Annotated in this window: 3 protein-coding genes; all 3 read right to left on the reverse strand. The window is 76.1% G+C overall.

The features are described 5' to 3' along the window. Positions 1-13: 13 nt before the first annotated feature. The 3 genes from Dvina_RS05765 to Dvina_RS05775 all read right to left on the reverse strand — a co-directional run bounded on the left by Dvina_RS05765 (position 14) and on the right by Dvina_RS05775 (position 21,577). Entirely contained in the window at positions 14-5,299 is a 5,286-nt protein-coding gene (locus Dvina_RS05765) for a type I polyketide synthase (RefSeq protein WP_223101305.1), read from the reverse strand. 79 nt (positions 5,300-5,378) lie between these two features. Next, complete coding sequence (locus tag Dvina_RS05770; RefSeq protein ID WP_223101306.1) at positions 5,379-16,328, reverse strand: type I polyketide synthase; 10,950 nt, start codon at positions 16,326-16,328, stop codon at positions 5,379-5,381. Positions 16,329-16,822: 494 nt separating this feature from the next. Further along, positions 16,823-21,577, reverse strand: a complete 4,755-nt coding sequence (locus Dvina_RS05775; protein WP_223101307.1) for a type I polyketide synthase — start codon at positions 21,575-21,577, stop codon at positions 16,823-16,825.

Raw genomic sequence — 21,577 nt, forward strand, 5'->3', positions numbered from 1 at the left:
CGGTGGCCACCTTTCAGAGCCTTCCGAGCTCGGAGTCGAGCACGTCGAACAGGTCGTCGTCCGAGGCCGACGCGAGGTCGATCGGCGCGGTCGCGGTGTGGTCGGCGGTGGTGGTGTCGTCGAAGCGGCGCAGCAGCTCACGCAGCCGGGCGGCGACCTCGTCGCGGGCGTCGCCGGCCGGGTCCGAGCCGGCCAGGGACTGCTCCAGCCAGGTCAGCACGGCGAGCGGGTCGGCCGCCTTCGGCCCGGTCACCAGCAGCCCGGCCAGGTGGGCGGCGAGGGCGGCCGTGGTCGGGTGGTCGAAGACGAGCGTGGCCGGGAGGGGCCGGCCCAGCGCCGTGGCCAGGCGGTTGCGCAGCTCGACCGCGGTGATGGACTCGAAGCCTAGGTCCTTGAAGGCGGCGCCGTCCTCGACCGGGTCGGCCGGGTCGTGGCCGAGGACCGCGGCGACGGTACCGCGAACGAGGTCGAGCACGGCCCGCCGGCGCTCCGCGTCACCGAGGCCGGCGAGCCGCTCGACGAGCGCGACCGGGCGCTCCTCGGCCGGCTGCGCGGGCGCGCGGACCAGGCCGCGCAGGAGGGCCGGGAGGGTGCCGTGGCGGGCCCGCTCGCGCAGCGCTGTCGCGTCGAGGCGGGCGGGGATGAGGGCGGGGTGGTCGGAGTACAGACTCTGGTCCATGGCCTGGAGCGCCTGGGCCGTGGTCAGCGGGGTGAGCCCGGAGCGGGTGAGGCGGCCGAGGTCGGCACGGCTCAGGTTGTCGGTCATGCCGCCCTGATCGCTCCACACGCCCCAGGCGAGCGCCACGGCCGGGCGTCCGCGCGCGCGGCGGTGGGTGGCGAGCGCGTCGAGGAACGCGTTGCCGGCGGCGTAGTTGCCCTGGCCGGGGTTGCCGAGGGTGCCGGACAGCGAGGAGAACAGCACGAACGCCCGCAGCGGGAGGTCGGCCGTCTGGACGTGCAGCTGCCAGGCCGCGTCCGCCTTGGCCCGCAGCACCGCGCGGACGCGTGGCTCGTCGAGGGTGGTGACGAGGCCGCCGTCGACGACGCCGGCGACGTGGAAGACGGCGGTGAGGGGGCGCTCGGGCGGGACGGCGGCGAGGAGACCGGCGAGGGCCGCGGCGTCGGCGACGTCGCACGCGACGAGCTCCGCCTCCGCGCCGGCCGCGGCGAGGCCCGCCAGGAGCTCGTCGGCGCCGGGTGCGGCCGGGCCGCGCCGGCTGACCAGCAGCAGGTGCTTGACGCCGTGCGCCTCGACCAGGTGCCGGGCGACGATCGGGCCGAGGCCGCCGGTGGCGCCGGTGACGAGGACTGTGCCGCCGCCGAGGTCGCCGGGGCGTTCGACGTCGCCGGCCCGGGCCAGCCGGGGGACGGTGACGGCGCCGGCCCGGACGGCCAGCTGGGGCTCGCCGGTGCCGACGGCGCCGGCCAGGGCCGCGCGGGAGCGCGGGTCGTCGTCGAGGGCGGCCAGGACGAACTGGCCCGGGTACTCGTCCTGCGCCGTGCGCACCAGCCCCCACACGGCCGCGCCGGCCAGGTCGTCGGCGGCGCGGGTGGCGATGACGAGCCGGTGCCCGGCCGGGTGCTCCTGGGCCAGCCAGGACTGCAGCCGGTCGAGGGTGGCCAGAGTCTGGGTCGCGGCGGCGGTGGCCGGGTCGCCGGGGGCCGGGGCCACCTCGAAGACGGTCAGGTCGGTGGCCGGGGCGGCCGCGGCGGTGCCGACCCACTCGACCGCGTACAGCGGCTGGGTCTCGGCGGTGTGGATCGGCACCAGGTGCAGCGCCTCGACCCGGGCGATCGGCTCGCCGGCGGCGGTGGCCAGCAGCAGCGTCACCTCGCGGTCGCCGGTCACCGTCAGCCGCACCCGCGCGGCGGTCGCGCCCGCGCGGTGCAGGGTCACGCCCTGCCAGGAGAAGCCGGCCAGCGCCGGTGCGTCCTCGCCCGCGCTGCGGGTGGCGCCGATCGCCTGCACGGCCGCGTCGAGCAGCGCCGGGTGCAGCCGGAACTCCTGACCGGCGAGCGCCTCCGGCAGCGCGACGTCGGCGACGACCGTGTCGCCGTCGCGCCAGGCCGCGCGGAGGCCCTGGAACGCCGGGCCGTAGGCGAACCCGGCGGCGGCGAGGGTGTCGTAGAGTGCCTCGATGTCGACAGGCGTGCCGGTGCCGGCCGGGAAGTCGGCAACGGGCCCGCCCGGGAGCGGCGCCAGCGCGCCGGTGGCGTGGTCGGTCCAGTCGGCGTCGGTGCGGGAGCGGATCGTGAGGGCGCGGCGGCCGTCGGGCCCGGGCGCGGCCGCGAGCACCTGGAGGTCGGCCCGCTCGTCGAGGGCCAGCGGGGCGAGGACCGTAAGCTCGGCGACCTGCTCGCAGCCGGTCCGGGCGCCGGCGTGGAGGGCCAGCTCGACGTACGCGCTGCCGGGCAGCACCGCGCGGGTGCCGATCACGTGGTCGGCCAGCCACGGCGTGCCGGTGAGGGAGAGCCGGCCGGTCCACAGCAGGCCGCCGCCGGGCAGCTCGACGGCCGCGCCGAGCAGCGGGTGGGAGTCGGCGCGCAGCCCGAGCCCGGCCGCGTCGGTGTGCGCTGTCGCGTCGAGCCAGTACGGGCGCTCGTCGAACGGGTAGCCCGGCAGCGCGGGCGGCGGGCCGGCCGGGGCGGGCCGCAGTGCGGACCAGTCGAGGGGCACCCCGGCCGCGTGCGCCGCGGCGAACGAGGCGAGCAGGCGGTCCCGGCCGCCGTCGTCGCGACGTAGCGACTCGAGCGCCGGCTCGCCCAGGATCTGCTCGACGGCGACGGTGAGCACCGGGTGCGGCGACATCTCGATGAAGCGCCGGTGCCCGGCGGCGTGGGCGGCACGGACGGCCGGGTCGAAGCGGACGGTGCGGCGGAGGTTCTCGTACCAGTAGGCGGCGTCCAGGGCCACCGGGTCGATCCGCTCGCCGGTGACCGTCGAGTAGATCGCGACGTCGCCGGCGCCCGGCTCCAGGCCGGCCAGCACCTCGGCGAGGGCGGCCTCGATCGCCTCGACGTGCGGCGAGTGGGAGGCGTAGTCGACGGGGATCGCCTTGGCCCGCCGCCCCTCGGCCTGCAGCGCGGCGACGAGGTCGAGCACGGCGCCCCGCGAACCGGAGATCATCGTCGACTCGGGGCTGTTGATCGCGGCGATGTGGACGCCGGGCGGCAGGCGGCGGGCGACCGCGTCCGCGGGCAGCGGGGCGAACGCCATAGTGCCGCTGTCGTCGAGGGTCCCGATGAGCCGGCTGCGCTCCGCGACGATCCGGGCGGCCTGGTCGAGGGTGAGCACCCCGGCGACGCAGGCCGCCGCGATCTCGCCCTGCGAGTGGCCGATGACGGCGTCGGGTGAGACCCCGGCGTCCCGCCACTCCCCGGCGATCGCGATCATGACCGCGAACAGGGCCAGGGGCACGACGTCGATGCGCTCCAGCGGCGGCGCGCCCGCGTTGGCCTCGATCGCGTCGACGAGCGACCAGCCGATGTACGGGGCGAGCGCGTCCGCGCACTCGTCGATGCGCCGGGCGAACGCGGGCGACTCGGCCCGCAGCTGCCGGGCCATGCCGATCCACTGCGAGCCCTGGCCCGGGAAGACGAAGACGACGCCGCCGGGGTCGGCCGGTGCCCGGCCGCTGACGAGCGCCGGGTGGGGTTCGCCGGCGGCCGCGGCGGCGAGGGCGTCGAGCCGCTCCGCGCGGTCGCGCCCGAGCACGACGGCCCGGTGCTCCAGGTGGGCCCGCCCGGTCGCGAGCCGGTGGGCGACGGCGGCGGGGTCGAGGTCGAGCCGGTCGGCGGCGTACGCGTGCATCCGGCCGGCCATGGCCCGCAGCGCCCGCGGCGACCGGGCCGACAGCAGCCAGGGTGTGGCGCCGTCCTGCGGCGCGGCCGGCGTGAAGGGCGCCGCGTCGGCAAAGGCTTCCAAAATGACATGCGCGTTGGTACCGCTGATGCCGAACCCGCTCACGCCCGCGCGACGGGGCTCGCCCGTCGACGGCCACTCCCGCGCGGCGGTGAGGAGCTCGACCCCGCCGCCGGCCCAGTCCACGTGCGGCGTGGGCGCGTCGATGTGCAGCGAGGCCGGGAGCACGCCGCGGCCGATGGCCAGGACCATTTTCATGATGGCGGCGGTACCGGCGGCGGCCTGCGTGTGCCCGACGTTCGACTTGATCGAGCCGAGGTACAGGGGCCGGTCGCGCCGGGACCGCCCGTAGGTGTGCAGGAGGGCCTGCGCCTCGATCGGGTCGCCGAGGGTGGTGCCGGTGCCGTGTGCCTCGACCGCGTCGATCCGGTCCGGCGTGAGCCCGGCGTCGGCCAGGGCGGCCTGGATCACCCGCTGCTGGGCCGGCCCGTTGGGCGCGGAGAGCTGGCTGGTGGTGCCGTCCTGGTTCACCGCGCTGCCGCGGATGACGGCGAGGACGTGGTGGCCGTTGCGCCGGGCCTCGCCGAGCCGCTCGAGCACCAGCAGCGCCGCGCCCTCGGCGAAGATCGTGCCGTCGGCCGCGGCCGCGAACGGCTTGGCCCGCCCGTCCGGGGCCAGCCCGCGCTGCCGGCTGAACTCGATGAGCGCGGCCGGCGTCGCCATGACCGTCGCGCCGCCGGCCACGGCCAGCTCGCACTCGCCGCGGCGCAGCGCCTGCACGGCCAGGTGGGTGGCGACGAGCGACGAGGAGCAGGCGGTGTCGACGGTGATGGCCGGGCCGTGGAAGCCGTAGGTGTACGCGATGCGCCCGGACGCGGCGCTCGGTGCGCTGCTGGTCGCGAGGTGGCCCTCGACGCCCTCGGGCGGGTTCGGGTACAGCCGGGCGGCGTAGTCGCTGTACATGATCCCGGTGAACACGCCGGTGCCGCTCCCGCGCAGTGCGGTGGGGTCGATACCGGCGTGCTCGAACGCCTCCCAGGTCGTCTGCAGCAGGAGCCGCTGCTGCGGGTCGACGGTGGCCGCCTCGCGCGGGCTCATGCCGAAGAACGCCGGGTCGAACAGCTGCGCGTCGGGCAGCAGCCCGGCCTCGCGCACGTAGCAGGTGCCGGGGTGGTCCGGGTCGGGGTCGTAGAGCCGGTCGAGGTCCCAGCCGCGGTTGTCCGGCAGCGGCCCGATGCCGTCGCGCCCGTCGGCCAGCAGCTCCCAGAGCTCCTCCGCGGAGCGGACCCCGCCGGGCAGCCGGCAGGCCATGCCCACGATCGCGACGGGCTCCGTGGCCTGATCGGACAGCCGCTGGTTCTCCCGCCGCAGCCGCTCGTTGTCGAGCAACGATGCCCGAAGCGCCGCAACGACCTTGTCTTCCGGATCAATGCCCATCGTCAACTCCAGGTTCGGCTGCCCAAATGCTTGCCGGAGATCCTTAAGCGCAGCTTGGTTGCCTCTGGAGCGCTCGTGATCAGCCTCCGCTCAGGGCCCGCTGCACCAGCTCGTCGACGTCGGCCGCCATGATCGCGGCGCTGGCGTCGCCCGGCGTGTCCGGCTCCGCCGATCCGGCGAGCCGGGTCAGCGTCTCGACGAGCCCGGCCGCGCGGAGGCGGGCCGGGGCGATGGACGCGAGGAGGCGGCGCAGCCCCTCGTCGTCCACGGCCGCCATCTCGGCCGCGGGCGGCCCCAGAAGCGCCGCGAGATGGCCGGCCAGGGCGGCCGGTGTCGGGTAGTCGAACGTCACCGTCGCCGGTAGCCGCAGGCCGGTCTCCGCGCCCAGCCGGTTGCGCAGCTCGACCGACGTCAGCGAGTCGAAGCCGAGGTCCTGCAGCCCGCGCCCGGTGTCGACGGCGGCCGCGTCCGCGCGGCCGAGCACCCCGGCGACCTCCCGCCGGACGAGATCGAGCAGCGCGCGGTCGCGGTCGCCGGACGGCAGCGCCCCGTAGTCGGTCCTCGGCGGGCCGGCCTTGGCCGCCGCGGCCGGGACGAGACTGCGCAGTGGGGCCGGGAGCCGGTCCGCGCCAACGGCCCGCAGCGCGGCGAGGTCGAAGCGGGCCGGCACCAGCACCGGCGAGGGCGCGCCGCCGAGCGCCGCGTCGAGCAGGGCCAGGGCCTCGTCGACCGCCAGGGCGCGGATGCCGTTGCGGTGCGCGGTCGCGGCGCCCATCCCGTCCGCCCACAGCCCCCACGCGAGGGACGTGGCGGGCAGGCCGCGGGCGCTGCGGTGGTGGGCGAGTGCGTCGAGGAACGCGTTGGCCGCGGCGTAGTTGGCCTGGCCCGGGCTGCCGACGATGCCGGCGATCGAGGAGAACGTCACGAACGCGGCCAGGTCGAGGTGGGCGGTGAGGCGGTGCAGGTGCCACGCGGCGTCGGCCTTCGGGGCCAGCACCATCCTGAGCCGGTCCGGCGTCAGCGCGGGCAGTGTGGCGTCGTCGAGTACCCCCGCTGCATGAATGACCGCAGTGAGCGGGTGCTCCGCGTCGATGGAGTCCAGCAGCGCCTGCAGTGCGGCCGGGTCCGAGACGTCACAGGCGGCCACCGTCACCGCCGCACCCAGCTCCTCGACGAGGTCCTCGGCGCCGCCGCGGCGGCCCGTCAGGAGCACGTGCCGGGCGCCGTGCCGGGTCACGAGATGGCGCGCGACCGCGCGGCCCAGCGCGCCCGTGCCGCCGGTGATGAGCACCGTGCCGTCGCCGAGGTGCGGGGCCGACCCGGAAGCCTGGACCCGGGTGAGCCGAGGCGCGTGCAGCAGGCCGTGGCGGATCGCGAGCTGGGGTTCGTCCGACTGGCCGAGTGCGGTCCGCATGGCTTCGCCGGTGTCGCCGCCCGTGTCGTCGCCCGTGTCATCGTCTGTGTCGATCAGCAGCAGGCGGCCGGGGTGCTCCGACTGGGCCGAGCGGACCAGCCCCCACACCGCCGCGGCGGCCGGGTCCGGGACCGTGTCGCCGCCGACGGCCGCGACCGCGCCCCGGGTCACGACGGCGAGGCGCGCCCCGTCGGGCCGCTCCGCGGCCAGGAACTCCTGGATGCCGGCCAGGACGCCGGCCGTCGCGGTCTGGATCGCCGCGGGAAGCTCGGCCCCGGCACCGACCCGGAGCACCGTGACGGGCGCGGACGCGCCGGCCGCCGGGGTCACCACCGGCCAGTCGAGACCGAACAGCGCGTCGTGGCGGACCTTCCCGGCCGCGAGCGCGGCGGCGGAGACCGGCCGCACCGTGAGCTCGTCGACGGTGAGGACCGCCGCACCGTGCTCGTCCAGCAGGCGCACCCACAGCGTGCCCGGGGCGACCTCGGCGATCCGGACCCGGACCGCCGTCGCACCGGGCCGGTGCAGCGTGACGCCGGCCCAGGCGAACGGCAGCCGCGGCCCGTCGGTGAGGGCGCCGGGTTCGGCGGCCGGGCCGGCGGCGACGGCGAACGTGTGCAGGGCGGCGTCGAGCAGCGCCGGGTGGAGGCCGAACCCGGCGGCGCTCAGGCCGTCGGGCAGCGCCACCTCGCCCAGCACCTCCCCGTCGGCCTGCCATGCGGCCCGCAGGCCGTGGAAGGCCGGCCCGTAGTCGAGCCCGAGGTCGGCCAGGCGCAGCCGCCCCTCCTCGACGTCGAGCGAGACCGCGCCCGCCGGCGGCCAGGGGCCGTCGCTGAACGTGGGAGCCGCGCTCTCGACAAGGGTGCCGGCGGCATGGCGGGTCCACGGCGCCCCGGGCGTCCGCGCGTGCACGGTGATCGCGCGGCGACCGTCGGTGTCGGCCGGCGCGACCGCCACGTGCAGATCGCAGGCGCCGTCGAGCGCGATCGGCTCGTGGATGACGAGCTCCTCCACCCGGCCCCAGCCGACCGCCGCGCCCGCGTGCAGCGCCAGGTCGATCAGGGCCGCGCCGGGCAGCATCGGGGTGCCGAGCACGACGTGGTCGGCCAGCCAGGGCGCGGTCGCGGTGCCGAGGCGGCCGGTGAAGAGCCGCCCGCCGTCGGGCAGCTCGGCCATCGCGCCGAGCAGCGGGTGCTCCGGCGTCTCCAGCCCGGCCGCGTGGACGCCGGCGGTGCGCGGGGCGTGCAGCCAGTACGGGGTGCGCTGGAACGGGTACGTCGGCAGCTCCACCCGCCGCGCCCCGCCCGCGAAGACCCGCTCCCAGTCGACCGGCAGGTCCGCCGCGTGCACGGCGCCGAGCGCGGCCGCCACGGTCTCGGGCTCCGGCCGCCCGGCCCGCAGCGCCGGCACCGCGATGACCGGCGCCGCGTCGAGCGCGCTGCGCACCAGGGTGGTGAGCGTCGGGTCGGGGCCGAGCTCGACGTAGGCGGTGGTCCCGGCCGCGTGCAGGGTCGTGACGACGTCGTGGAAGCGGACCGTGTGCCGCAGGTGCTGCACCCAGTAGTGCGGGTTGCAGATCTGCTCCGGGGTGGCGATCCGGCCGGTCAGGTTCGACACGATCGGGACGCGCGGAGGCGCGTAGGTGAGCCGCTCCGCGACCGCGTGGAAGTCGTTGAGGATCGGGTCCATGTCGGGGCTGTGGAACGCGTGGCTGACCTTCAGCGGCCGGGTCTTGCGGCCGCGGTCGCGGAAGTGGGCGGCGATCGCGTGGGCCGTCTCGGCGTGGCCCGAGATGACGACCGTGTCCGCCGCGTTGACCGCGGCGATCGTCACGTGGTGCTGGTGGCCGGCGACGCTGTCGCGGACCTCCTCCTCGGTGGCCTGCAGGGCGATCATCGCGCCGGACGAGGGCAGGCTCTGCATCAGCCGCGCCCGCGCGGAGACCAGGGCCGCGGCGTCGGGCAGCGAGAGCATCCCGGCGACGTGGGCCGCGGTGATCTCGCCGATCGAGTGCCCGGCGAGGACGTGCGGGCGGACACCGTAGTGGTGCAGCAGCCGGAACAGGGCCGTCTGCAGCGCGAACAGGCCGGTCTGCGCGTAGAGGGTCTGGTCCAGGACCGACTCGGGGCCGGCCAGCACCTCGAGCAGCGGCGCGGGCAGGTGCGGGTCGAGATGCGCCACGACCTCGTCGAGCGCCTGTTTGAAGATCGGGCTGCTGCGGTACAGCTCCAGCCCCATCCCGGTGCGCTGGCTGCCCTGCCCAGTGAAGAGCAGCGCGAGGCGCCCGGGCCCGGCCGGCTGGGGCGCGGTGGGGCCGTCGACCCGCTCCAGGGCCGCGAGGAGCTCGTAGCGGCCCGCGGCGACCACCGCGGTGCGGTGCGGCAGCGATGCGCGCCCGGTCGCGAGCGTGTAGGCGACGTCGCGCGGCGCGAGGGCGGGGTTGGCGACGACGTGCGCGCGGAGGCGCCGGGCCTGGTCGCGCAGCGCCTGCGGGCTGCGGGCGGACAGCACGAACGGGACCGGGGCGCCCGTCGTGGCCGGCACCGGGGCGGGGGCCGGCGGCGCCTCCTCGATGATCAGGTGGGCGTTGGTGCCGGAGATGCCGAACGACGACACGGCCGCGCGGCGCGGGCGCGCGACACGCGGCCACGGCGCGGGCGCGCTGAGCAGTTCGACGCCGCCGCCGGCCCAGTCGACGTGCGGCGTGGGCTCGGTCGCGTGGAGGGTGGCCGGCAGCAGCTCGTGCTGGAGGGCCTGGACCAGCTTGATGATGCCCGCGGCGCCCGCGGCGGCCTGGGTGTGGCCGATGTTCGACTTGATCGAGCCGAGGCGCAGCGGCCGGTCGGCCGGGCGGCCCGCGCCGTACGTCGCGATGAGGGCCTGGGCCTCGATCGGATCGCCGAGCCTCGTGCCGGTGCCGTGCGCCTCGACCGCGTCGACGTCGCCCGGGGTCAGGCCGGCGCCGGCGAGGGCGGCCTGGATGACCCGCTGCTGGGCCGGTCCGTTCGGGGCGGTCAGGCCGTTGCTGGCGCCGTCCTGGTTGACCGCGGAGCCGCGGAGGACGGCGAGCACGGGGTGGCCCTCGCTGCGGGCGCGGGACAGCCGCTCCAGGAGGAGTACGCCCGCGCCCTCGCCCCAGCCGACCCCGTCCGCCGACGCCGCGAACGACTTGCAGCGCCCGTCCGGCGCCAGGCCCCGCTGCCGGCTGAACTCGATGAACGTCGCCGGCGTGGCCATCACCGTCACGCCGCCGGCCAGCGCCGCGGTGCATTCGCCGTTTCTGATTGCCTGAGCCGCCAGGTGTACCGCCACGAGCGACGACGAGCACGCGGTGTCCACGGTCACGGCCGGACCCTCCAGGCCGAGCGTGTAGGCGATGCGCCCGGACGCGACGCTGTAGGAGTTGCCGATCCCGATGTACCCCTCGAACTCCGCCGGCGCGTGCTGGACCAGCCGGCCGCCGTAGTCGCCGTACATCAGGCCCATGAACACGCCCGTCGCGCTGCCGCGCAGTGCCGGGGCGGCGATCCCGGCCCGCTCCACGGTCTCCCACGCGGTCTCCAGGAGCAGCCGCTGCTGCGGGTCCATCGCCTGGGCCTCGCGCGGGCTGATGCCGAAGAAGTCGGCGTCGAACTCGTCGGCGTCGTAGAGGAACGCACCGTGCCGGGCGTAGCTGGTGCCGGTCCGGTCGGGGTCGGCGTCGTACAGGGCGTCGACGTCCCAGCCGCGGTTGACCGGGAACTCGGCGACGGCGTCCCGGCCGCTCGCGACAAGCTCCCACAGGTCCTCGGGGGTGCGCACGCCGCCGGGGTAGCGGCAGCCCATCGCCACGATCACGACGGGGTCGTCCTCGTCCGGGGCGGCGCTTGCGATCCGGTCGGCCGCCGCCCCCGGCGTGGGCTTCGGGCCCTCGTCGCGGCCCAGGAGCGCACCGAGGTATCCGGCCACGGCGTCCGCCGTCGGGTAGTCGAACACGAGCGTCGCCGGCAGCCGCCGCCCGGTCGCGGCGTTGAGCCGGTTGCGCAGCTCGACCGCGGTGAGCGAGTCGAAGCCGAGTTCGCGGAACGCCCGCTGCGGGTCGACGCCGTCGCCGGAGTCGTGCCCGAGCACCCCGGCGGTCTGCCGCCGGACCAGCTCCAGCAGCACGGCGTGCCGCTCGGCCGCGTCGAGCCCGGCCAGCCGGGCGGCGAGCTCTCGAGCGTACGGACGGGCGCCGCCGGCCCGCCGCGCGGGCGCGCGCACGATGTCGCGCAGCATCGCCGGCACCGGGTGGTTCTTCAGCGTTCGAAGGTCCAGCAGGGCAGGCACGGCGAGCGGCGGCAGCGCACCGGTCCAGGCCCGGTCGAGGGTCCGCAGCGCCCGCGCGGTCGCGAGGGGCCGGACCCCGCCGGCGGGCTGAAGCCCGGCGGTCATGTCGCTCGCGTGCGCCCACAACCCCCACGCGAACGAGGTCGCCGGCAGCCCGTGGGCCCGCCGATGCTGGGCGAGCGCGTCGAGGAACGTGTTGCCGGCCGCGTAGTTGGCCTGCCCCGGGTTGCCGAGCACGCCGGCCGCCGAGGAGAACAGCACGAACGCCGACAGCGCCCGGTCGCGGACCGCCACGTGCAGGTTCCAGGCCGCATCCACTTTGGGCCGCAGCGTCGTGGCCAGCCGCTCGGGGGTGAGCGCCGCGAACGTCCCGTCGTCGAGCACCCCGGCCGCGTGGATGACAGCGGTCAGCGGGTGCTCGGCGGGTATCGCAGCGATGAGCGCGGCCACGGCGTGCGCGTCGGCCACGTCGCAGGCCACGGCCCGCGCGTGGGGGCCCAGCTCGCGCAGGAGCGCGACCGCCCCGGGCGCGTCGGCGCCGCGCCGGCTGACCAGCAGGAGGTGCTCGACGCCGCGCGCGGACGCGAGGTGGCGGGCGACCAACGCCCCGAGCCCACCGGTCCCGCCCGTGATGAGCACCGTGCCGTTCGGATCGAGCGGGGGGAGCACGTTCGCGCCGGCCGCTTCGATGCCGGCCGCCTGCGGACCGCCCGCTTGTGGACCACCCGCTTGCGGGCCGCTCGGCTGCTGACCGCTCGGCTGCTGACCGCTCGGCTGTGGTATCTGCGTGTCCGGGGCGTGTCCATGCGGGGTGTGCTGGCCGCTCTGCTGCGGCGCCTGCGTGTCCGGGGCGTGTCCATGCGGGGTGCGGCCGCTCAGCTGCGGCGCCTGCGCGTCCGCGCGGGCACGGCGTGGCGCGCTTCCGAGCGTCGGCGTGTCGAGGCGGGCCAGGCGCGGCGCGTAGAGCAGGCCGTCGCGGATCGCCAGCTGGGGCTCGCCCGCCGCGATCGCGGTGTTCAGCTCCCAGCCGAGCGCGTCGCGGGGCGCGTCGGTGTCGATGAGCAGCAGCCGGTCCGGGTGCTCGGCCTGCGCGGACCGGATCAGCCCCCACACGACGGACAGCGCCAGATCGGGCACGTCCTCACCGTCACCGACCGCGACCGCGCCCCGGGTCAGGACGACGAGCGTCGACTCCGCGAACCGCGCATCAGCCAGCCACCGCTGCACTGTCGCCAGCACGGCCCGCGCGGACGCGTGCGCACCCGCGACCGGATCGGCCGCCGCCGGGTCCTCGGTGTGCGCCGGAGAAGCACAGGGCAGCAGAATCGTCCGCGGTACCGCCGCGCCGAGCACAATCGTGTAGAGCAGCGCATCGAGATCGGGATGCGCGCTGACCGTCGTCTGCGGCGACTCCGACAGCACCAGGTCCCCGAGAATGGCGACGGGCCCGTCGGTCGACGGCGCCTGCGTCCGCAGCGGGGCCCACACGACCCGGTACAGCCCATCGCCTCCGTCATTGCTGAACGCCCGCGTCGCCAGCGAGCCGACGTGTGCGACCGCGCGCCCGTCGGCGTCGGCGGCCAGCAGCTCGACGGCCCCGCCACTGCCGGACTTGGTGATACGGACGCGCAGGGTGTCGGCGGTGCCGTACAGGGTCACGCCGGACCAGGCGAACGGCAGCCGCAGCTCACCCACGCCACCGTTGCCACTCCCACTGCGGTCGCCGCTGCCACTGCCGTCGCCGCCGTTGCCGTCGAGGGCGAGCACGTGCAGGGCGCTGTCGAGCAGGGCCGGGTGCAGCCCGAACCCGCTGGTGTCCGCGCCCTCCGCCGCGGTGACCTCGGCATAGAGGGTGTCGCCGTCTCGCCAGGCCGCGCGGACGCCCTGGAACGCCGGCCCGTACTCGTACCCGAGTGCGGCCAGCCCGTCATACAGCCCGTCGACGTCCACCGCGTCCGCGCCCGCCGGTGGCCACTGGGCCAGATCGCCGGCCGACTCCTTGATGCCGTCTTCGGTGAGGGCGCCGGAAGCGTGCTCCGTCCAGGGCCGCTCGGCGTCCTCGTCGTCCGCCGCTTCCAGGACAACCGCGGGCCGCGAGTGGATGTGCAGCGCCCGGCCACCGTCCTCACCTGGCGCACCGACCGTGAGCCGCAGCTGGGCCTGGGCGCCGTCGGCCAGGACGAGAGGACTGTGCAGCGTCAGCTCGGCCACCGCCGCGCAGCCGGTCCGGCGGGCGGCGTGCAGGGCCAGCTCGACGTACGCGGTACCGGGCACGAGCACGCTGCCGTCGATCGCGTGATCGGCCAGCCAGCCGTGGCCGGCGACGCCGAGCCGGCCGGTCAGGATCAGCGTTCCGTCGGCGAGCGCGGTCTCGGCCCCGAGCATCGGGTGCCGCGCCGCATCGAGCCCGAGCCCGGCGGCGTCGGCCCGGCCCTCGTCGACGACCCAGTACCGGCGCCCCTGGAACGGGTACGTGGGCAGCTCGACGTTCCGGCCGCCCGGGATCAGGTGCCGCCAGTCGACGTCGTGCCCGGCGGTGTACGCGGCACCGAGCGCCCCGAGCAGCCCGCGCACCTCCCCGCCCCGCCGATCGAACACCGCCGTGACAACGGTGTCGACGTATGGGCTGAGGGCGCCTGCACCCAGCTCGATACAGGTGTCTGCACCCTGGATCTGTGCCGCGGAGTGGGCAAAATTGACGGTGTTGCGAGCGTGGTGGGCCCAGCCGCTCGTGGTGCCGATGACCGGAATTTTCGGGGGGTGGTGGGTGATGGTGGCTTCGAGTGCTTGGAGTTGGTCGAGGATCGGGTTCATGTGGTGGCTGTGGAAGGCGTGGCTGGTGGTGAGCAGTTTCGCCTTGTGCCCGGCGTGTTTCAGGTCGGTGATGAGGGCTTCGACGGCGGCTTTGTCTCCGGCTACGACGATGTCGGCGGGGGAGTTGACCGCGGCGATCGCTGTACCGGCCGGGGCAGTGAAGCCGTCCGGTGGCTGGATGGCCGCCATGGCTCCGACGCCCGCGGGGAGGTCCTGCATGAGCCGGGCCCGGGTACTGACGAGCCGGGCGGCGTCCTCGAGGGTGAGGATGCCGGCGCAGTGGGCCGCGGTGATCTCGCCGAGGGAGTGCCCGGTGAGGATGTCGGGCTGGAGGCCGTGGTGGACCAGGGTCCGGAACAGCGCCGTCTGGAGGGCGAAGAGGGTGGTCTGGGTGTAGAAGGTCTCGTCGATCCGCGAATCGTCGGCGCTGAGAAGCACTTCCTTCACGGTCGGGTCGAAGAGCGCGCAGACCTCATCCAGCGCCGCCGCGAACTCCGGATGGGCCGCGTAGAGCGCACGACCCGCACCCGGGCGCTGACTCCCTTGGCCGGGGAACAGCAGGACCAGCCTGTTGCCGGTAGCCCCGGCAGCCCTCTCACCCGCGTCAACCTGCCCTGCGACAACCTGCTCCGTGTCGGCCTGGCCTGCGATGGCCTGAGCCGGGATGGCCTGATCTGCGGCGGGCTGGCCAACGGGCGGCAGACCTGTGGGCGGCTGACCTGTGGCCAGAGCTTGCAGGTGCGTGGTCAACTCGGCGGTGGTCTCGGCGACGACGATCGCGCGGTGCGGGTGCCGGGCCCGTCCGGCCAGTGTGTGGGCGATGTCCGCCAAGGACAGCGTCGCGGCGGGCTCGCTTGAGTGCTCGGTCTGCGCGTGGCCGGCCGACGTGGGAGGAACGATCGCCGCCGTCTCCTGGCTGTCCGCGTGCATGGGCCTACTCGCCGGCACTCCAAAGGCGGCGGCGTCTGCTGCGGGTCGGCCCGTGATGTGGTCGCGGAGGCGCTCGGCCTGGGCGGTCAGGGCCTCGGGGGTGCGGGCGGAGAGCAGGAAGGGCAGGGGGCCGCGGGGCTGGAGATCGGCGGCGGAGCCGGAGGAGGAGAGGGAGAGGGTGGGGGACGGAGGAGCTTCTTCGAGGATCAGGTGGGCGTTCGTGCCGGAGATGCCGAAGGAGGAGACGCCGGCGCGCCTCGGGCGGGTGGTCTGCGGCCACGGCTTCGGGTGCCGGAGGAGTTCGACGCCGCCCAGTGACCAGTCGGCGTGGGGAGTGGGGTTGTCGATGTGCAGCGAGGCGGGGAGTTCGCCGTGACGGAGGGACTGGACCATTTTGATGATCGCGGCCGTGCCGGCGGCGGCCTGGGTGTGGCCCAGGTTCGACTTGATCGAGCCCAGGTGGAGGGGGTGGGCGGGGTCGCGGTGGGGGCCGTACGCGTGGAGGAGGGCCTCGGCCTCGATCGGGTCGCCCAGGGTCGTGCCGGTGCCGTGGGCCTCGATGGCGTCCACGTCGGCCGGAGTGAGGCCCGCGTTGTGCAGGGCGGCCGCTATGACGCGTTGCTGGGCCGGGCCGTTCGGCGCGGTCAGGCCGTTGCTGGCGCCGTCCTGGTTCACCGCGGAGCCGCGGATCACGGCCAGCACCGTGTGGCCGTTGCGCTCGGCGTCGCTGAGGCGCTCCAGGAGCAGGACGCCGACGCCCTCGGACCAGGAGGTGCCGTCGGCCGCGGCGGCGAACGCCTTGACGCGGCCGTCGGGGGCCAGGCCGCGCTGGCGGCTGAACTCCACGAAGCCGACCGGGGTCGCCATGACCGTCACGCCAGCGGCGACGGCCAGGCCGCACTCGCTGCCGCGGAGGGCGTGCGCGGCCTGGTGGACGGCGACCAGGCCGGACGAGCACGCGGTGTCGATGCTGAGGGCCGGGCCTTCGAAGCCGAAGGTGTACGCCACGCGCCCGGAAGCGATGCTCAGCGCCGCGCTCGACATCAGGTAGCCGTCGACGGCCCGGCTGCGCATGGAGACGTACTCCTGGCCGGACACGCCGACGAAGACCCCGGTGTCGCTGCCGTGCAGTGTCGCCGGGTCGATGCCGGCGTGCTCGAACACCTCCCACGTGGTCTCCAGCAACTGCCGCTGCTGCGGGTCCATGGCCAGCGCCTCACGCGGGCTGATGCCGAAGAACTCGCTGTCGAACCGGTCCGCGTCGCGCAGGAAGCCGCCGGTGCGGACGTAGCTGTGGCCGGGCCGCTCGGGGTCAGGGTGGTACAGGTCGGGGTCCCAGCCGCGGTCCACCGGGAACGGCGCGGTGGCGTGGCGGCCGTCGGCGACCAGCCGCCAGAGGGCCTCGGGGCCGTCGACGTCGCCCGGAAACCGGCACGCCATGCCGATGATCGCGATCGGCTCCCGCCGCGCCGCCTCGGCGTCGTGCAACCGCCGCTGCGTCTGGCGCAGGTCGGTCATCGTCCGCTTGAGGTACTCCAGCAGCTTCGCCTCGTTGTCCGCCATGGCCCCGTTCACTCCCCGCCGTTGTGCTGTCGGTGGTCACGTCCGTCACGCCCGGCCGGCGCGATTGCACCCGGCGCCGCCAAGCCCAAGCCCAAATCCGAACCCAGCCCGAGCCCAAATCCGAACCGAGCCCAGCCAAAACCGAACCGAACCGAACCGAACCGAACCGAGCCAGCCCGAGTCCGAACTCAGTCGGAGCCCGAACTGAACCGAGCTCAGCCCTAACCGGAACCGGAACCGGAATCGAACCCAGTCCGAGCCCGAGCTCAGGCCCAAGCACGAACCAAGCCCAAGCCCAAGCGAGCCCGAACCGGAGCCTGAGCCCAAGCCCAAGCACGGGCCCGAGCCGCGCGGTCCGGGCCGAGCGGCGCGGTGGTGTCGGAACCGAACCGCGCTGCCGAGCTACCCGGTGACGCCGAGCCCGGCCGTCCGGTCCGTGCCGGGTCGGCCGGTGGTGCTGAGTGCTTGCTGTTCAGTCGTGGTGAAGGGCTGCCCTAGCCGGCCACGCCCAGGCCCAGTTCGCGGTCGATCAGGTCGAACATCTCGTCGGCGGTCGCGGTGGCGAAGGGCTCGTCCGTCGCGGCGGCCGGTGCTGCGCGTAGGCGGGTGGCCAGGGTCTCCAGACGCTCCGCCAGCACACGGGCATCGTCGGAGCCGGGGCTTGCCTGGGCCTCAAGTGCGGCCAGAGCGGCTGTGACCGGGTCCGGGGCGGCGGGACCGGCCAGGCGGTCGCACAGGTGCCTGGCCAGGGCGTTCGCGGTCGGGTGGTCGTACACCAGGCCGGCCGGCAGCCGTAGGCCCGTGGTGGCGGCCAGGCGGTTGCGCAGGTCTACGGCGATCAACGAGTCGAAGCCCAGATCCTTGAACGTCTGGTCGCCGGGGACATCGGCGGGAGAGCGCAGGCTGAGTACCGCGGCCACGTCGGCCCGCAGGAGTTCCAGCACCGTCTCCTGGCGCTGGGGCTCGGCCAGGCCGGCCAGGCGCTCGGCCAGCGGGTTGCGGGGCGGCGCGGCGGGTTCGGCCGGCTCGGTCAGGGCGCGGCCGGCGGCGGGGATCGTGTCCAGGAGGCGGGCCCGGCGGTGCAGGGCGAGCGCGGGGGCCAGGCGGTCCCAGTCCACGTCGGCCACCACGGCGTGCGGGTGGGCGGACCCGGCGATCTCGGCCAGAGAGTCCAGGGCCGCGGCCGGGTCCAGGGGGCGGATGCCCAGGCGGTCCAGGTAGGCGCCGACCCCGTCGGCGTCCCGCATGCCCGCGCCCGACCAGGCGCCCCACGCGATCGCGGTGGCGGTGCGGCCGGTGGCGCGGCGGCGGTCGGCCAGGGCGTCCAGGTAGGCGTTGGCGGCCGAGTATGCGGCCTGGCCGCCGCTGCCCCAGACGCCGGCGATCGAGGAGTACAGGATGAAGGCGTCGAGGTCGGCGTCGGCCAGGAGCTCGTCCAGGTGGGCGGCGCCGGTGACCTTGCCCGCGACGACGGCGGCCAGGGTGTCGAGGGTGGTGTCGGCGAGTGCCGTGCGCGGCTGCGCGATGCCGGCCGCGTGGATCACCGCAGTCAGAGGCTCCTTGTCCGGTACCGCCCCCAGCAGCGCCTCCACCTCCGAGCGCACGGCCACGTCGCAGGCCACCACGTCGACCGGCACACCTGTCTGCGCCAGATCGGCGAGCAGCGCCGGCACCCCAGGCGCGGCGAGCCCTCGCCGGCCGGCCAGGATCAGCCGCCCCGCCCCGTTGGCCGCGCACCATCGGGCCAGCGCCGCCCCCAGCCCGCCGGTGCCCCCGGTGATGAGCACAGTCCCGCGCGGACGCCACGGCGCACCGGCCCCGGCGGCGCGCACACCGTCGCCGCCGGCATGCGCACCGTCGCCGTCGGCGGGCGCAGCGGTCGAGGCGGCGCGCGCACCGGCGTGGCCGGTGGGTGCAGCGGTCGAGGTGGCGTGCGCACCGGCGTGGCCGGTGGGTGCAGCGGTCGAGGCGGCGCGCGCACCGGCGTGGCCGGTGGGTGCAGCGGTCGAGGCGGCGCGCGCACCGGCGTCGCCCGCGGGCGCAGCGGTCGAGGTGGGGGCCGGGGTGAGACGGCGGGCGTGCAGGCCGTCGGCGCGGACGGCCAGCTCCGTCTCGCCGTTGGGGCCGCCGAGGGCGGCCAGGAGGCGCGCGGTCGCGGGCGCGTCCACCGTCGGCGGGAGGTCGATCAGGCCGCCCGGGCGCGTGGGCTGCTCCAGCGCGGCGCTGCGGGCGAAGCCCCAGACAAGCGCCTGCGCGGGCGAGGTGACCGGGGCGACCGCGCCCGTCGTGAGGCTCCACAGTGGCGTCGACTCGGGCAGGGCCTGGGTCAGGGCCAGTGTCGCGGCCAGGCCGGCCGGGACCTCGGGGTGCTCGGGGTGGGGGCGCTCGTCCAGGGGGAGCAGGGACACCACCACTGTCGCGGGGCCGGCGTGATCCGCGATGCGGGTGGTGTCGTCGGCGCTGAGGACTCGCACTGACGCGCCCGAGCGGCGCAGGGCCGCCTCGGTGGCGTCGGCCCATGGGGTGGCGGGGGCGGCCGGCGGTACAACCAGCAGGAAATCGCCGTGCAGCAGCGGCTCGGGAGCGCCTGTCGGCACCCACTCGACCGTGTAGTGGAGCCGGGGCGCGGGCGGCGGCTCCTCGTGGTCGGCCAGCCAGTAGCGCTCGCGCTGGAACGGGTACTGAGGCAGCGGGAGCTCGGCGGTCGGGCCCGGGCTGCCGGTGACCCGCCGCCAGTCGATCTCGACGCCGTGCAGGTGGGCCTGGGTGAGGGCGGTCAGGAGGGACTCGGGCTCGGGTACGCCGGCGCGCAGGGTGCTCCACGCCGGCAGGCCCACGGCGTCGACCAGGCCGGTCAGGACCGGGTCGGGGCCCAGCTCGATGGCCACGTCCGCCTCCAGCGCCCGGGCGTAGTCGTGGAAGTGGACTGTCGCGCGGGCGTGGCGGGCCCAGTCGCCGGTGGTGGAGGTCACCGGGATCCGGGCCGGGTGGTGCTCGATCGCCAGCGCGCCGAGCTCGTCGAGGATCGGGTCCATGTGGTGGCTGTGGAAGGCGTGGCCGGTCGCGAGGAGCTTCGCCTTCGCGCCGCTCGCGCGGTGGGCCGTGACCAGGTCGGCGATCGCCGCGCGGTCGCCCGCGACGACGATGCTGTCCGGGCCGTTGACCGCGGCCAGCGACGTGCCCGGCGGCGGGACGAAGGCCGGCGGGGCCTGGATGGCGGCCATCGCGCCGGCGCCCGCGGGGAGCCGCTGCATGAGCCGGGCCCGGGTGGTGACGAGGCGGGCCGCGTCCGGCAGCGTGAGGATGCCGGCGCAGTGGGCCGCCGTGATCTCGCCGAGCGAGTGGCCGGTGACGGCCTCGGGCTTCAGGCCGTAGTGCAGCAGCGTGCGGTGCAGGGCGACCTGGAGGGCGAAGAGCGTCGTCTGCGCGTAGAAGGTGTCGTCGACGCGCGGGTCACCCGGGTTGAGCAGGACCTCCTTGACCGCCGGGTCCAGGTGGGCGCAGACCTCGTCGAGGGCGGCGGCGAACTCGGGGAGGGCGGCGTAGAGCTCGCGGCCCGCGCCCGCGCGCTGGCTGCCCTGGCCGCAGAAGAGCAGGGCCGGGCGGCCGTCGGTCGGGGTGCCGCGCAGCAGGCCGGGCGCGGGCGCGTCGGTGGCGAGGGCGTCCAGGGCGGTGAGCAGCGCCGCGCGGTCGGTGGCGGTGACGGCCGCGCGGACGCGGTGGTGGGCGCGCGTCGTGGCGAGGGCGCGCGCGGTCGCGGCGAGATCCGCGTCCGGGCGGGCCCGCAGGTGCTCGTGGAGGGTGCGGGCCTGGGCGCGCAGGGCCTCCGGGGAGCGGGCCGAGAGCAGGAAGGGGACGGGTCGCGCCGGAGCGCTCGTCACGTCGGGCGTCGGCGGCTCCTCGATGATGACGTGCGCGTTGGTGCCGGAGATGCCGAACGAGGACACCGCGGCCCGGCGCGGCTCGCCGGTCCGCGGCCAGTCGACGGCCGTGGTGAGCAGCCGGACGGTGCCGGCCGACCAGTCGACGTTGCGCGAGGGCGCGTCGACGTGCAGCGTCGCCGGGAGGCGATCGTGGCGCATGGCCATGATCAGCTTGATGAGCCCGGCCAGGCCGGCCGCGGCCTGGGTGTGGCCGAGGTTCGACTTCACCGAGCCGAGCCACAGCGGGCGGCCGGCCGCGCGGTCGCGGCCGTACGTCGCCAGGAGCGCCTGGGCCTCGATCGGGTCGCCGAGGGTGGTACCCGTCCCGTGCGCCTCGACCGCGTCGACCTGGGCGGCGCTCAGGCCGGCGTCGGCGAGCGCGGCCCGGATGACCCGCTGCTGGGACGGGCCGTTGGGGGCGGTGAGGCCGTTGCTGGCACCGTCCTGGTTCACCGCCGAGCCGCGGATCACGGCGTGCACGCGGTGGCCGAGCCGCTGGGCGTCGCCCAGGCGCTCCAGGAGCAGCACCGCGGAGCCCTCGGCCCAGGCGGTGCCGTCGGCGGCGTCGGCGAACGCCTTGACCCGGCCGTCGGCGGCCAGCCCGCCCTGGCGGCTGAACTCGGCGAACAGGCCCGGGTGCGGCATGACCGTCGCCGCCGCCACGACCACGAGACCGCACTCGCCGCGGCGCAGGGCCTGCGCGGCCAGGTGGGTGGCGACGAGCGACGACGAGCAGGCCGTGTCGAGCGTGACCGCGGGGCCCTCGAAGCCGTAGGCGTAGGAGATCCGGCCCGAGGCGACGCTCGTGGCCATGCCGGTCAGCAGGTGCCCGGCCGCGGGGGAGCGCCCGGGTGCGCGCAGCGAGCCGTACTCCTGCCCGATGACGCCGGCGAACACCCCGGTGTCGCTGCCGTGCAGGGTGGCCGGGTCGATCCCGGCGTCCTCGAACGCGGCCCACGTCGTCTCCAGCAGCAGCCGCTGCTGCGGGTCCATGGCCAGGGCCTCGCGCGGGCTGATGGCGAAGAACGCGCCGTCGAACCGGTCGGCGGTGCGGACGAACCCGCCCGCCCGCACGCCGGCCTGGGCGAGGTCGGCGGCGGCCCAGCCGCGGTCGGCCGGGAACGCACCGATCGCGTCGCGGCCCTCGGCGACGAGGTCCCACAGCTGCTCGGGCGTCTCCACGTCGCCGGGGAAGCGGCAGGCCAGGCCGACGACCGCGATCGGCTCCCGGCGCTCGTCCTGCACCTCCCGCAGCCGGCGGCGGGCCTGGTGGAGGTCGGTGGTGACGCGCTTGAGGTACTCGCGCAGCTTCTCCTCGTTCGCCAT

It is taken from the genome of Dactylosporangium vinaceum (genome assembly GCF_019904175.1).
Lineage (GTDB): Bacteria > Actinomycetota > Actinomycetes > Mycobacteriales > Micromonosporaceae > Dactylosporangium > Dactylosporangium vinaceum.

What these genes read in the sequence shown, in the direction of transcription:
- Dvina_RS05765 (WP_223101305.1), bottom strand. Translation starts at nt 5,299, where the DNA reads ATGGGCATTGATCCGGAAGACAAGGTCGTTGCGGCGCTTCGGGCATCG.
- Dvina_RS05770 (WP_223101306.1), bottom strand. Translation starts at nt 16,328, where the DNA reads ATGGCGGACAACGAGGCGAAGCTGCTGGAGTACCTCAAGCGGACGATG.
- Dvina_RS05775 (WP_223101307.1), bottom strand. Translation starts at nt 21,577, where the DNA reads ATGGCGAACGAGGAGAAGCTGCGCGAGTACCTCAAGCGCGTCACCACC.